Annotated in this window: 14 protein-coding genes; 13 read left to right on the forward strand and 1 reads right to left on the reverse strand. The window is 31.1% G+C overall.

Annotated elements, in window-relative coordinates; all coding sequences use genetic code 11:
• Window positions 1–2: 2 nt before the first annotated feature.
• The gene (gene rpmH, locus B5X47_RS11730; RefSeq protein ID WP_013362796.1) at window positions 3–140 is read right to left on the reverse strand and encodes a 50S ribosomal protein L34; all 138 of its coding nucleotides are present in this window, start codon (window positions 138–140) and stop codon (window positions 3–5) included.
• Between the two features lie 530 nt (window positions 141–670).
• Between rpmH and dnaA the strand changes: the two genes are divergently transcribed.
• The 13 genes from dnaA to B5X47_RS11795 all read left to right on the forward strand — a co-directional run bounded on the left by dnaA (window position 671) and on the right by B5X47_RS11795 (window position 14,792).
• A complete protein-coding gene (dnaA, locus tag B5X47_RS11735) occupies window positions 671–1,993 on the forward strand; it encodes a chromosomal replication initiator protein DnaA (RefSeq protein WP_079590318.1) in 1,323 nt (440 codons plus the stop codon).
• Window positions 1,994–2,190: 197 nt separating this feature from the next.
• On the forward strand, window positions 2,191–3,282 hold the full coding sequence (gene dnaN, locus B5X47_RS11740; protein WP_013360227.1) for a DNA polymerase III subunit beta: 1,092 nt from the start codon (window positions 2,191–2,193) through the stop codon (window positions 3,280–3,282).
• Between the two features lie 128 nt (window positions 3,283–3,410).
• Window positions 3,411–3,617: an RNA-binding S4 domain-containing protein gene (locus B5X47_RS11745; protein ID WP_079590319.1), complete on the forward strand. Its 207-nt coding sequence runs from the start codon at window positions 3,411–3,413 to the stop codon at window positions 3,615–3,617.
• Window positions 3,618–3,629: 12 nt separating this feature from the next.
• Window positions 3,630–4,715: a DNA replication/repair protein RecF gene (recF, locus tag B5X47_RS11750; protein ID WP_079590320.1), complete on the forward strand. Its 1,086-nt coding sequence runs from the start codon at window positions 3,630–3,632 to the stop codon at window positions 4,713–4,715.
• 9 nt (window positions 4,716–4,724) lie between these two features.
• Window positions 4,725–6,650, forward strand: coding sequence for a DNA topoisomerase (ATP-hydrolyzing) subunit B (gene gyrB, locus B5X47_RS11755; protein ID WP_079590321.1), 1,926 nt, complete (start codon window positions 4,725–4,727; stop codon window positions 6,648–6,650).
• A gap of 11 nt (window positions 6,651–6,661) precedes the next feature.
• Complete coding sequence (gene gyrA, locus B5X47_RS11760) at window positions 6,662–9,115, forward strand: DNA gyrase subunit A (protein ID WP_079590322.1); 2,454 nt, start codon at window positions 6,662–6,664, stop codon at window positions 9,113–9,115.
• A 323-nt stretch (window positions 9,116–9,438) separates the two neighbouring features.
• On the forward strand, window positions 9,439–10,656 hold the full coding sequence (locus B5X47_RS11765) for an EAL and HDOD domain-containing protein (protein ID WP_079590323.1): 1,218 nt from the start codon (window positions 9,439–9,441) through the stop codon (window positions 10,654–10,656).
• A gap of 144 nt (window positions 10,657–10,800) precedes the next feature.
• Window positions 10,801–11,100, forward strand: a complete 300-nt coding sequence (locus B5X47_RS11770) for a YtxH domain-containing protein (RefSeq protein ID WP_079590324.1) — start codon at window positions 10,801–10,803, stop codon at window positions 11,098–11,100.
• A 15-nt stretch (window positions 11,101–11,115) separates the two neighbouring features.
• The gene (locus B5X47_RS11775; RefSeq protein ID WP_013360234.1) at window positions 11,116–11,403 is read left to right on the forward strand and encodes a hypothetical protein; all 288 of its coding nucleotides are present in this window, start codon (window positions 11,116–11,118) and stop codon (window positions 11,401–11,403) included.
• 2 nt (window positions 11,404–11,405) lie between these two features.
• Window positions 11,406–11,726, forward strand: coding sequence for an STAS domain-containing protein (locus tag B5X47_RS11780; RefSeq protein ID WP_079590325.1), 321 nt, complete (start codon window positions 11,406–11,408; stop codon window positions 11,724–11,726).
• Between the two features lie 65 nt (window positions 11,727–11,791).
• On the forward strand, window positions 11,792–12,181 hold the full coding sequence (locus B5X47_RS11785) for an ATP-binding protein (protein ID WP_049779830.1): 390 nt from the start codon (window positions 11,792–11,794) through the stop codon (window positions 12,179–12,181).
• Window positions 12,181–13,002, forward strand: coding sequence for a SigB/SigF/SigG family RNA polymerase sigma factor (locus tag B5X47_RS11790; RefSeq protein ID WP_242951048.1), 822 nt, complete (start codon window positions 12,181–12,183; stop codon window positions 13,000–13,002). Before B5X47_RS11785 ends, B5X47_RS11790 begins: the two co-directional genes overlap by 1 nt.
• A gap of 212 nt (window positions 13,003–13,214) precedes the next feature.
• The gene (locus tag B5X47_RS11795) at window positions 13,215–14,792 is read left to right on the forward strand and encodes a tetratricopeptide repeat-containing diguanylate cyclase (RefSeq protein ID WP_159446477.1); all 1,578 of its coding nucleotides are present in this window, start codon (window positions 13,215–13,217) and stop codon (window positions 14,790–14,792) included.
• Window positions 14,793–15,008: the final 216 nt, after the last annotated feature.

Here is a 15,008-nt window from a genome sequence, read left to right on the forward strand (position 1 = left end):
TCTTATGCAGTCAATCTTTTTCTACCTTTTGCTCTTCTTCTTCTAAGTACGTTTCTTCCTGTAGAAGTTTTCATTCTTTTTCTGAAGCCGTGCTCTTTACTTCTTTGTCTCTTCTTTGGTTGGTAAGTTCTTTTACTCATAATTACACCCCTTTCTACATTTTATAAAACCGCTATCTATGTAGAGGTTTCCCTAAAATACGCACATCATAACAAATATTATAATTCTCTCTAATGTACTTGTCAATGAAATTTTGTAAGTATATAAGACTATTCAATGTGTATAAGTCAAAACTGTCAAAAAAACCTGTGGATAAATTTAGGTATTTCTATTGAAGTTTTTAGCTGCTTTTGTTATATTAGTTTTACTTGTTGATAACTTTTTGAAGAATTATAAACTTATACACAGGTTGTGGATTAAATTGTGAATAAGTTTTAAAATTATTTTATAAAATATTCATCAAAGCATAGAAATTATTATTATTTTACCATGTATATTATTTTATCCACAAGATGTTTATTATTTGTGTATTTAATAATTATTTTTTTTTATCCACTGAGATTTTTTGTTATACAATTATTAATAAGATTTTTTTCCACAGCAGATTTTATATTATAATTAAATTGCTAGCTGTGGATTAATTTGTTGATTACTTTGGAGGAACTTTTTTATGGATGCTGCTTCTTTATGGGAAAAGATTTTAAATGTATACAAGACTCATATAACAAAACAATTCTATGAGTCATTTTTTTCAAGTATTGAGCCTGTAACTGTCAGAAAAAACAAGCTTATTCTTTTAGCACCTAATTACTTTATTAAAGAAGTAATTGAAAACAATCATCTCAACAACCTACATAATATAGCGAAAGATGTAAGCTCTACTTCATATGAAATTCAAATCATATTGGATTTAGAAGAAATTACAGATATGTATTCAGATTCTGACTCTGATAATGGAAAAGATATTCGCTCTTACAGTCTTAATCCAAAATATACATTTGATACCTTTGTTATAGGAAACAGCAATAGATTTGCTCATGCTGCCTGCGTTGCAGTAGCTGAATCTCCCGCTAAAGCCTACAATCCTCTCTTTATATATGGAGGAGTGGGACTAGGTAAAACTCACCTTATGCATGCTATAGGACATTATATAGTGAGTAATAATAAGAATTCAAAAATTCTTTATTTATCATCTGAGACCTTTACTAATGAGCTAATAAACTCTATTAAGGACGATAAAAATGAAGCCTTTAGAAATAAATATAGAAATGTGGATGTTATTTTAGTAGATGATATCCAGTTCATAGCTGGTAAGGAGCGTACTCAGGAGGAATTTTTCCATACCTTTAATGCTCTTCATGATGCAAATAAACAAATTATAATTTCAAGTGATAGAACTCCAAAAGAGATTCCTACTCTTGAGGATAGGCTTAGATCTAGATTTGAGATGGGTCTTATCGCTGATATTCAGCCACCTGATTTTGAAACTAGAATAGCTATACTTAGAAAAAAAGCCCAAGTTGAAAATAGAGATATTCCTAATGAGGTAATGGTTCATATAGCTAAAAATATAAAATCAAACATAAGAGAATTAGAAGGAGCACTTGTTAGAGTAATAGCATATTCTGATCTTACTAAGGAAGAAATAACCTATGAGCTTGCTTGTGAAGCACTTAAGGATATTTTTCAATCCTCTGCAAATAATGAGCTTAATTCCTCGGTTATTAAAGAAAAGGTAGCTCAAATATTTTCTGTGAAAATGGAAGATTTCCAGTCTAAGAAAAGAACTAGAGCCATTGCATATCCTAGACAGATAGCTATGTATCTGTGTAGAGAGCTTACTGATATGTCTCTTCCTAAAATAGGTGAAGAATTTGGTGGAAGAGATCACACAACCGTAATTCACGCATGTGACAAGGTAGCTTCAGATATAGAAAAAGATGAAGATATAAAAAATAAAATTAATAGAATAATAACTGACCTGAAAAATTAGTTCCAAAAAGCTGATAAAGGAGTAATTTGTTTATTCAAGTTATTCCTTTCTTTATTGAAACTTATCCACAGGGTTATACATTTTTGTAGCTACTTTTAATATTAAAGTGTATGCACTTATCCACAAATTAACACTCCCTATTACTATTACTACTATATTTTTTGTAATTAATTATATATATTTATAGGAGGCATATCGTGAAAATAACAGTGAATCAAAACGAATTGCAAAGTGCAATAAACATGACCTTAAAAGGCGTATCTAATAAAAATACCATAGAGATATTAAAGGGTATTTTGTTTGAAACCTATGAAGGAAAGCTTATGCTTACTTCTAACAATCTTGAAATAGGAGTTCAGACAGTTATAGATGCTGATATTCAAAGAGAAGGAAAGGTAGTAATCGATGCAAAGATTATTTCTGATATAGTAAGAAAGCTTCCTTCATCAGATGTTTGCTTAGATGTAGACGAGACTCACATAGTAAAAATAAGCTCAACTTCTTTAGAATTTAATATCAAAGGCTTTAGTGGAGAAGATTTCCCTATTCCTGTTTCTATAGAAGAAAACTACTATAAAGAGATTTCAAGTGATATTTTTAAAGAAATGGTTAGAAAAACTTCATTTGCTGTATCTCTAGACGAAACTAAGCCTCTTCTTATGGGAGAGCTGATTGAGTTTAAAAATAACAGTATTAATATGGTTGCTATAGATGGATTTAGACTTGCTATAAAATATATAAAAGACGATAATTTTGTAACTGATTCAAAAATCATAGTACCAGGCAAAACACTTGTGGATATAAGTCGTATGATTCCACCTAGTGTGGATAAAATAAAGCTGGGCTTTGATGAAAAGCATGCATCATTTATAATAGGCGAAACAATTCTAACTACGAGATTGCTTGAAGGAGAATTTATAAATTATTCCCAAATAATTCCAAAGGAATTCAGCACTAAGCTTAAAATTCATACTAAAGATTTTCTTTACGCTCTAGATAGAGCTTGCTTAGTTGCTAAGAACAATCTTATAAAGATAGACATATCTGATGATAATTTAAAGATTTCTTCAAAAAACGATGAAATTGGAAATTTGGAAGAAAATATATTTATTGAGCTTGAAGGCAGTAATTTGGAGATAGCTTTTAATGCTAAATATTTTATGGATGCTTTAAAAACTATAGATGAAGAATATATAAGCTTGGAGTTAAATACTAATGTAAGTCCGTGTATATTAAAGCCTTATGATGATGACAGCTATACCTATCTGCTTCTTCCTGTGAGAATCTAGTCCTAAAATTAGGCTAAAGCATATGAAAAATCCAGATTAATACCTGGATTTTTTTTATTGTTAATATACTTATAAGATTACTATAGTTGTGTTATAATATTAAGATGGCTTTAAAAGGAGGAATTGTAATGAAAGAGATTAAATTATACACTGAGTATATAAAGCTAGATCAATTTTTAAAGCTAGTTAATGAAGCTGCTAGTGGTGGAGAAGCTAAAGTAATGATACTTGCCTCAGAAGTGAAATTAAACGGGGTAGTAGAAGTTCAGCGTGGAAAAAAAATTAGGCCTGGAGATATAGTTAGTGTAGAAAATAGAAGCTATAAAGTTATATAAAAGAGGTCAATTATGCTTATTAACAACATCACTTTATCTAATTTTAGAAATTATTCCAAAGCGGAAGCAAATTTTTCCGAAAATCTCAATCTTATTATAGGTAAAAACGGACAAGGAAAAACTAATTTGATAGAAGCCATATATATGCTTTCTCTAGGAAGATCATTTAGAACTAACAAAGATAAAGAAATGATGATGTTCGATGCCCTAAATACCTACATAAGCTCTGAGGTTACAGCTATGGGCAGAAATTATAAAATAGAGATTAAGCTAGGTAAGGATATAAAAAAAGCAGTTAAGATTAATTCTATTCCTATAGAAAAATTAACTGACCTACTTGGAATAATTAATATAGTAATTTTTTCTCCTGAGGATTTAAAACTTGTAAGAGAAGGACCAAAAGAAAGAAGAGGCTTTATGGATAGAGAAATATCCCAGCTTCGTCCAAATTACTATTCACTTATTCATAAGTATCAAAAGATTTTGGTTCAAAGAAACAATCTTCTCAAAAATACTAAGATAGATGAAAATTTGCTGGATGTATATGATGAACAGCTAGCTATAGTATCTCAAAAGATAATGGCTTATAGGAAAGAATTTATAGATAATATCACGCCTATAGCAAGTGCCAATCACTATAGAATTTCTTCAGGTAAAGAAAAATTAAATATAAAGTATTTACCTAATATAACTGCAAGTAGTGAAATAGATTTTGACAGCTCATATATTTTCAATAAATTTAAAACAAGCAGAGCTGAAGATATGAGAAGAAGAACTACTACTTCAGGACCCCATAAGGATGATATAGGGATATATTTAGGAGATATGGACCTTAGAAACTTTGGCTCTCAAGGTCAAAAAAGAAGCGCTGCAATATCTTTAAAGCTTTCTGAGATTCAGCTGATTTTCGAAGAAAAAAATGAATATCCTGTGGTACTTCTCGATGATATATTTAGTGAACTTGATATATCACGTCAAAAAATGCTTATAGATAGCTTAAGTGAGATTCAAACTTTTGTAACGACAACTGAAGCTATTGATTTTAATAAAGAAGTAAAAACCTATCTCATTGAAAATGCGAAGGTAAGTTTGCTTTAGGAGGTTAGTATGGAAACAAATGAAAACAAAGTAAATCACGCCTATGGTGCCGAGCAGATACAGGTGCTTGAAGGTCTGGATCCTGTAAGAAAGAGACCTGGTATGTACATAGGTTCTACTGGTTCAAGAGGGCTACATCACTTGGTTTATGAAGTAGTAGACAATGCTATAGATGAGGCTCTTGCAGGTCACTGCGACAAGATATACGTATCTATTGACCCTGATAATGGTATTACAGTTAAAGATAACGGAAGAGGTATACCAGTAGAAATCCATCCTAAGACTGGAAAAAGTACAGTAGAAACTGTACTTACAGTACTTCATGCAGGAGGAAAATTCGGTGCTGGAGGCTATAAGGTATCAGGAGGCCTTCACGGAGTTGGGGTATCTGTTGTAAACGCTCTATCTAAAGAGCTTATTGTAGAAGTAAAAATGAATGGAAAAATATACAGGCAAGAATTTGCTTATGGAGTTCCTCAGACAGAGCTTGAGATAGTAGGAGAGACTACTGAAAGAGGTACCTGTGTTAGATTTATGCCTGATGATGCAGTATTTGAAGAGACTCAATATAAATACGACACCTTAGAGCATAGACTTCGTGAGCTTGCATTTTTAAATAAAGGCATCCATATAACACTGGAAGATAAAAGAGAAGACCTTCAAAAAATTAAGGAGTTTCATTACACAGGTGGATTAGTTGAGTTTGTAAGATATATAAATAAAAATAAGTCACCTATTCACGATGATGTAATTTATTTTGAAAAAAAGCAAGGCGACTATACTGTTGAAATTGCAATGCAGTACACTGATGCATATGTAGAGAATGTATATTCTTTTGCTAATAATATAAATACTCATGAAGGTGGTATGCACCTTACAGGTTTTAAAACAGCTCTTACTCGTGTAATTAATGACTATGCAAAAAAGAGCAATTTCTTAAAATCTAAAGAAGATAACCTTATGGGTGAGGATATAAGAGAAGGTCTTACTGCTGTAGTTTCAATAAAACTACCTGATCCTCAATATGAAGGACAGACTAAGACAAAGCTTGGTAATCCTCAAGCTAGATCTGCAGTAGAGACAATTTCAGGAGATAATATTACGGCGTTTTTGGATGAAAATCCAGCCAGTGCTCGTATCATTATAGATAAAGCTCTTCGTGCTCAAAGAGCAAGGGAAGCAGCTAAGAAAGCTAGAGAGCTTACTAGAAGAAAAAGTGTGCTAGAAAGTACCTCTCTTCCTGGAAAGCTAGCTGACTGTGCAGAAAAAGACCCTGTAAAGTCTGAAATATATCTAGTAGAGGGAGACTCTGCGGGAGGCTCTGCAAAGCAGGGAAGAGACAGAAAAACTCAAGCCATACTTCCTCTTAGAGGTAAGATATTAAATGTTGAGAAATCAAGATTAGATAGAATACTTGGCTCAGATGAAATACGTAATATGATTACAGCTTTTGGCTGTGGTATAAGCAATGAGTTTGATGAAGAGAAACTTAGATATCACAAAATAGTTATAATGACGGATGCCGACGTAGACGGTGCTCACATTAGAACTCTTATTCTTACTTTCTTCTTCAGATATATGAGACCTCTTATTGAAAAAGGCTATGTATATATAGCTCAGCCACCTTTATTTAGAATAAAAAAAGGCAGAAGAGAAGAATATGTATATAGTGACAAAGAATTAAATGAAAGACTTGAGGAAATTGGAAGAAGTAATCAAGTCGAGCTTCAAAGATACAAAGGTCTTGGAGAGATGAACGCTGAGCAGCTTTGGGATACAACTATGAATCCTGCTACACGAACTCTTCTTAAAGTTACTATAGAGGATGCATCTATGGCTGATGATATATTTAGCATGCTTATGGGAGATAAGGTTGAGCCTAGAAGAAACTTTATCCAAGAAAATGCTAAATATGTTAAGAATCTAGACGTATAGGAGGATAGACGATGAGTGAAGAAAAAAATGAAATGATAGATAAAATTGTAGATATTGAAATAGAAGACGAAATGCGAAAATCCTACATAGATTATGCTATGAGTGTAATTGTAGGAAGAGCTCTTCCAGATGTTAGAGATGGTCTAAAGCCAGTTCATAGAAGAATACTTTTTGCTATGAACGATTTAGGACTTGTTCCTGAAAAAGCTTATAGAAAGTCCGCTACTGTTGTCGGAGACGTACTAGGTAAGTACCACCCTCACGGTGATACTGCTGTTTATGATGCAATGGTAAAGCTAGCTCAGGATTTTTCAACTAGATATCCTCTTGTAAATGGACATGGTAACTTTGGTTCTATAGATGGAGACTCAGCAGCTGCAATGCGTTATACTGAGGCAAAAATGCAAAAGCTTACTTTAGAGCTATTAAGAGACATAGATAAGGAAACAGTGGATTTTGTTCCTAACTACGATGAGAGATTGAAAGAGCCATCAGTGCTTCCTGCTAGATACCCAAATTTACTTGTAAATGGTTCAAATGGTATAGCAGTAGGTATGGCTACATCTATTCCTCCTCACAATCTTAGAGAGGTAATAGATGCAGTAGTAGAGCTGATTGACAATGATGAAGCAACTGTAGAAGACATAATGAAGCATATTAAAGGACCAGACTTCCCAACAGGAGCAACTATTATGGGCAAAGGCTCAATAAGAGATGCTTATATGACTGGAAGAGGTAAGGTAACAGTTAGATCAAAAGCCGATATAGAAGAACTTCCTAACGGCAAAAGTCAAATAATAGTAACTGAAATTCCTTACCAAGTAAATAAAGCTAGAATGATTGAAAAAATAGCTGATTTAGTTAAAGATAAGCGTATAGAAGGCATAACTGACTTAAGAGATGAAAGTAATAGAGATGGTATAAGAATAGTAATAGAGGTAAGACGTGATGTAAACCCTAATATTGTTTTAAACAACCTATACAAACATTCTCAGCTTCAAGATGTGTTTTCTATTATCATGCTATCACTTGTAAATGGCGAGCCTAAGGTACTAAATATAAGAGATATGCTAGTTCATTACTTAAATCATCAAAAAAATGTAGTTAGAAGAAGAACTGAGTATGACCTTAGAAAAGCTAAAGAAAGAGCCCATGTACTAGAAGGACTTATTATTGCTCTTGACAATATAGATAGAGTAATCAAAATAATAAGAGGTTCTGACAATGGAAGTATAGCTAAAGAAAAGTTGACAGAAGAATTTGGTCTAACAGACATCCAATCTCAAGCTATACTCGATATGAGACTTCAAAGACTTACAGGCTTAGAGCGTGGTAAAATTGAAGAAGAATTTGCTGAGCTTATGAAAAATATAGCTTATTATGAATCTATACTTCAAGATCAAAGCATACTGCTTGGAATTATCAAAGATGAGATGCTTAAAATCAGAGAAAAGCACGGTGATAGAAGAAGAACCGAAATCACTGAGGCGGAAGATGAAATTAATATACTAGATACTATACCAGATGAAGAGGTAACAGTTACCTTTACTCATTATGGCTATATTAAGCGTATACCTATGGATACTTATAAAGCTCAAAGAAGAGGTGGAAAAGGTATAACATCTATGACTACAAGAGATGATGACTTTGTAGAGAAATTACTTTTGACTACAAATCACTCTTTAATACTATTTTTAACTAACAGAGGAAGAATATACAGACTAAACGCTTATGAAATTCCTCAATCAGGAAGAATAGCAAAGGGTACAAATATAGTGAATCTGATACCTCTTGAGAAAAATGAAAAAGTAACATCATTTATTTCTGTAAGAGATGTTCCAGCCGAAAACTATTTAGTTATGTGTACCAAAAAAGGTGTAATAAAGAAAACTCAGATATCTGAATTTAGAAAAAGCACCAGAAACGGTCTTATTGCTATATCTCTTAGAGAAGATGACGAGCTTATCAATGTTAAAATAACAGATGGTGAGCAAGACTTCATTATAGTTACAAAAAAAGGTATGGCTATATCCTTTGATGAAAAGCAAGTAAGAGATATGGGAAGAGCAGCTATGGGAGTTCGAGCTATGAAATTAGCTGCTGATGATGAAGTAGTAGCTATGGAATTAGTAGATCCAAACAAACAATTACTTGTAATATCTGAAAAAGGCTATGGAAAAAGAACTAATACAAAAGACTATAGACTTCAAACTAGAGGTGGAAAAGGTGTTAAGACTTATAAAATTTCTGAAAAAACAGGAATTCTAGTTGGAGCAAAAGCCGTGTATGACGATGAAGAAATCATGATAATAAATTCAGATGGCTCATTGATTCGTATGTCAGTAAGCCAAATAAGCGTACTATCTAGAGTAACTAGTGGTGTTAAGGTTATGAGAACTGACGAAAATTCTCTAGTAGTAGCCTTAGCTAGAATAGTAGTACCAAAAGAAGATGAAAATATTTAAATAAAAAACTATGCCAATTATAGCAATAAAAATTGCTAATTAGTCCTAGAATGTTGGTGTATAAAAATAAAAAAAGCTAGAGCATTATCGATTGCTCTAGCTTTTTTTTGTCAATATATCGATTGCTCTAGCTTTTTTTTGTCAATATACGGAAATTTTCCTTAAATGCATTAATTTTAGAGTTTTTATTGTTATATAAAAAATATGATTTTAAATTTGAAACTGTTTTAAAAAACTTTATTTACTGTTAATATAAAGTTAAAATAAGGGTAAATATTACTAGGTATATAGTTTTATAATAATAACATTACCGGAGGGGAACCATGGATGTATTTGTTGCTAGGCAGCCTATTTTTGATAGAAACAAGGCAGTAGTAGCCTATGAGCTTTTGTATAGAGATAGTGCAGCAAATTTTTTTAATTCGGAGATAGGTGCTACAAAGGCAACTTCAATACTCCTGTCAAATAGCTATTTTAATTTTGGAATAGAGATGTTATTGGAAGACAAAAGAGCTTTTATAAATTTTGATAAGGTTCTTATAAAAAATGAAGTTCCCTTGCTCTTAGATAAAAGTAAGATAGTAGTTGAGATATTAGAGGATGTTATTCCTGATAAAAATTTTATGACTAAACTAAAGGAATTAAAAAACAGTGGTTATACCCTTGCCTTAGACGATTTTACTATAGATTATCCATATAAAGAAATTATTGAAATAGTAGATATCATAAAAGTTGATTTCATGTTATCTTCAAGAGAAGATATAAAAAAAATTATCAAAAAATATTCTAATGGGAATAAAAAATTTTTAGCAGAAAAAATTGAGAATGTAGATGAGTTTAACAATGCTGTAAGTTTAGGCTATGATTATTTTCAAGGATATTTTTTCAGTAAACCCATTATGGTTCAGGGTAAAAAAATTGAAAGTCTTGAAATTAGCTATATTAAGCTTACAAATGAAATAAATAAAGAAGAGCCAAATTACAAAATCATTGCATCTATTATTGAAAGTGATTTGGATATGAGCTATAAGCTACTTAAAATAGTAAATTCCTATTCACTATCTTCAAAGGTGAATTCTATTCCTCATGCCGTAAGTCTAATGGGTATATCTGAGCTTAGAAAATGGGCTTCTCTTGTTTTAATAGGAGAACTTTCATTTGGAAAACCTACAGAGGTTCTTAGGCTTTCTATTTTGAGGTCTAAATTTGCGGAGCTTTTAGCAGAAAAATCTTCATACAAGTCAAAGAAACATGAGTTAGCCTTGGTAGGTTTGTTTTCTATGATTGATGTACTTCTTCAAAAACCTCTAGATACTATATTTTCTCAGCTTCGCATATCTGATGAAGTACAAATGGCTATAAAGCTAGATTCAAAAAGCGAGCTTTTTCCAATATATAAATTAGTAATAGATTACGAGATGGGTAACTGGGAGGAAATTGATAAGGATATAAAATCCTTGAAAATTTTAAGAAATATACCAGATATTTATATTCAAGCTGTAAAAACTACTGATGATATAGTAAAATTTATTAAAGAGTAAAATTTAGAATAAAAATTTACAGTAAATAATAATAAAACATGTTTAGAACCTGGGCTATATGGGGTATAAATAAAAAAGTTTGCTCTAATCTGAGATATTTTGTATATTGATTAAATAATAGTTAAATAAAAGGAGGATAAGTATATGTCAAAACAAAGTAAAGCGGGGATGTTTTTACTTGGAGGTATACTAGGAGCTGCAGCAGGTTTATTATTTGCCCCGAAAAAAGGCGTTGAGCTCAGAGAAAACTTGTTTGAAAAAACTATGGATATATTAACGGATTCACAAGGAGTAAAAGAAGATATATGCAGCTGGATTTCTAATTTTCGTCATGATGAGGATATAGAAAGACCAGAAGAAGAAATAATAATTTCTAAGGATTTCACTTATAAAGAAGAGCCTCCAGTTGATATAAATTTAGACATAAATAAAGAAACTAATTAAGAGGGAGGAACTAAAATGGAATTCAGGATTTGGGAATTAGGTATAGTTATGATAGGTCTTGGATTTTTAATAGTATGCATAAATCTTGCATTTACAATTAAAAATGTAGATAATACTGTTAAGAAGGTAGAACTTTTAGTTGATGATAATTTAAGCGAAATAGGACAGATTATAGGAAGCGTGGCTGGTATTACCACAAGCGTAGATACTATAGTAGGAAGTGCTACTAAGATAGTAGGCCTTGTTTCTAGTGCAAAAATTATTTCTAGTCTGGGAAAAAACAAAGATAGCAGGAGGGATTAAGCATGTCTGTAGTAATTAATAGCAGCTTTGACGCAGAAAAGAAAATATGGAATTTAAAGCTAGGTGGAGAAATAGATATCTATACCTCAAACAACTTTAAAGAAGAACTTCAAAAAATCTATCTTTCTGAAGAAACAGGCGATGTATATATAGACGCATCTGATTTAGAATACATAGATTCCACAGGGCTAGGAGTCTTGATAGGTGCACTTAAGAGATTAAAGCAAAAAGACAAGGATATATATATAAGAGAAACTAAGCCAAACGTTAAGAAAATTTTTAATATAACAGGACTAGATAAAATTTTTAAGTTGGAGGGATAGAATTGGTTGAAATTAACTCAAATGATTTTGGAGTGACAAATGGTGAGACATATGACTCTATAAGTATGGCGCTTCCTAGCAAGCCTGAATATGTAGGGGTTGTAAGACTTACAGTATCTGCTATAGCAAATCGCATGGGATTTAATATAGAAGAGATAGAAGATATTAAGGTTGCTGTTGCAGAAGCCTGTACAAATGCTATCAAGCATGGATTAAATCAAGATTTTAACGTATGCTTTGATATTTTTGAGGAAAAAATTACTGTATCAATTAAGGATAATGGTAAAGGTTATAATACAGACGCTTTAAACGAGCCAGATTTAGAAGATCCAAAGGAAGAAGGAGGCTTGGGAATATTCATCATTAAGAGCTTGATGGATGAGGTTACATTAAAATCAAGTGTAGGCCAAGGGACAGAAATTAAAATGATAAAATTCCTAGGAGATGGTAATTAATGGGAGATATTGCTCAAAAAAAGGCAAAGTCATCTAAGTCTTCCCAAAAGCCATATGCAGGCTCAGCAAAATATAAGGATATTACAGATAAAGAATTATTTCTCATATATAGCGAGAACAAGGATATAGAATTGAGAAATGAGCTAGTAAAAAGACATTTATATATTGCGGAGATTCTGTCCAAAAAGTTTTTAAATAAGGGAATAGAATATGAAGATATCTATCAAGTTGCTTCACTTGGTTTGATATTTGCCATTGAACGTTTCGATGTAAGTAAAGGTTTTGAATTTTCAAGCTTTGCTACGCCTACAATTATCGGAGAAATAAAAAAATATTTTAGAGATAAAGGTTGGTCTATTAGAGTTCCTAGAAGAATTCAAGAGCTTTCAAAAAAAGTAAATACAGCTAAATCCTATCTCCAACAAGAACTTCATAGAGTTCCCAAAATTGAAGATATTGCTAAATATTTAGATTGTACGGAAGAAGAAGTACTAGAGGCTATTGAAGCTTCTCATGTATACAAACCAAAATCACTTGACCTTTCCTATGATAATGAAGGTGATGACAAAGATATTTTACTATTAGATTTAGTTGGAGATGACGATAAAAGCTTTAATATGATAGAAAACAAGGATTTTATTGAAAATGCGTTATCTAAACTCAATGAAATTGAAACAAAAATAATTAAAGATAGATTTTTTAAGAATAAAACTCAAATGCATGTAGCTAATGATTTAGGTGTTTCTCAGATGACAGTTTCGAGAATGGAGAAAAAAATATTAGCTAAGCTTAAAAAGGATTATGAAAAATCTCTCTATTAAATCAAAATTTAATTATTTATTATAAATCATCTGTAGCCGATATTATTTATATTATTAGCTACAGATTTTTTGTTGTAAATTAAAGAAAGTATACTTATTTAAATATCAGTATAGTGTTGTATTAGAGTTTATTTTTGTGAAAATTTATATATAATTAAGTAAAATTATGGTAAAATTAATTTATGAAGACGTAGGAAAAAAGGATGAGTTTTATGAAAAAGGTATTAAAAAATATAGTAAATTTTACCATAATTTTAGTTGTTATATTACCTTTATTTACTACTAATATATTTGCTTATGAAGAACAAGAAGTAGATAAATTACTAGAGGAATATAAATTTGGTGAAGCCTATAAAATTTTAAAAGAAAACTTATATGATGAAGATAAGAATATTGACCCTATAAAAATTAGGAAAATACTGGAGCTAGAGTTCATAGTTACTGATACTAGCTCTATGATACTGCATGCATTAGAATTAGTAGAATATGGTCAAAACTCTAAGGATTATTATAATCAGATGATTGGCTACTATTATCTGGGAAGTGTTTACTATGAGCTATATGACGATACAAAAGCGATAGAGAATTTTGAAAAAATGCTTTCAATTGCCCAAAGTAAAAATTATCCTCTTGGAAAAGGTATGTATTATATGTTTACAGGTCTTATTTACAGTTCTTATGAGGATTATGATTTAGCTTTAGAAAATTTTACTAAAGCTCAGCCTTATTTTGAAGAAGCTCACCTAGATGAAAACTGGGTTTTCCCAAATTTCAAAGAAAATAATAAATTTATGATAGATTTAATAGAAATAATTCTAAGCAAGTCTCAAGATAAAGTAAGTAGATTTGTTGAATTAGGAGATGCATTTAAGGATAAAAATTGGAAGCTTAAATACTCTTCTATGAGCAGATGTGGCTATGAGCTTAATAAAATAGGAGCTTTTAAAGAAGCTGCATATATGTTAGAAGAATCTAAAAAAACTATAGCGCTAGCTGATTTTGGAGACATGTACAACAAATTTTCAGGATATATGGATTACGATTTAGCGTATTCATACTATAGTATGGGAGATTTCAAGCGTGCGTCTGAATTACTGCTAGATGAAGCTTACACAACTAATAATACTAAGCTAGAGGTTGAAAGAGGAGAGCTCATAAACCAAAAGCTAAGAGAAATAGAAAGTAAAGAAATAAAAAGACAATCAGAGACAAAAACCAAAATAATTTCTGCAATATCAGCTCTTTTAGTATTTTTACTCATCACAGTCATTATTATAGTAAGACAATATAAAGTTGCTGATAGATTGAGCCAAGAAGTATATGAAAGATCAATAAGAGATAATATGACTGGATTATTTAATAGAACTGAAATAATTAATCTATATCAGAAGAATATAGATAAAGATATATCTCTTAGCGTAATTGATATAGATGATTTTAAAAATATTAATGACACTTATGGTCACTCAGTTGGAGATATAGTGATAAAAGATATTTCCTCTATAATTCAAGACATAGTTGGAGATAAAGGTTATGTTGGAAGATATGGGGGAGAAGAATTTTTAGTTATTTTGAAGAAATCAGATCAATATGATTCAAAAAAACTGTTAGAGGAAATAAGAATAACTATAGAAAACAAAAAATGGTTTTTTAAAGACTCTCCTGTTACTGTTAGCATAGGATTATTAAATGAAGCGAAGAATACTAGTTTTAACAACGGATTTAAAGCTGCTGATGAGCTATTGTATCTTGCAAAACGCAATGGAAAAAATATTATTTGTCATATTTAAAAATTTTTTTAGAAAAAGTGTTGACGAAAGAATGAGGGCATGATATATTAATACATGTCCTCAGCGAGAGGGCAAAACGAAAAGCCTCGAAAGAGGAAATACGAATTAATAGATGAACTTTGAAAACTGGATAGTAAACCATAAATAGTTTTTAATTTCGATTAAAAACCACACCATTTATGAACAACAACCAAGTCAGTAAATTTTTACTGAGAC

Origin of the sequence: Acetoanaerobium noterae, from assembly GCF_900168025.1 — a bacterium.
In the GTDB taxonomy this organism is placed as follows: Bacteria; Bacillota; Clostridia; order Peptostreptococcales; family Filifactoraceae; genus Acetoanaerobium; species Acetoanaerobium noterae.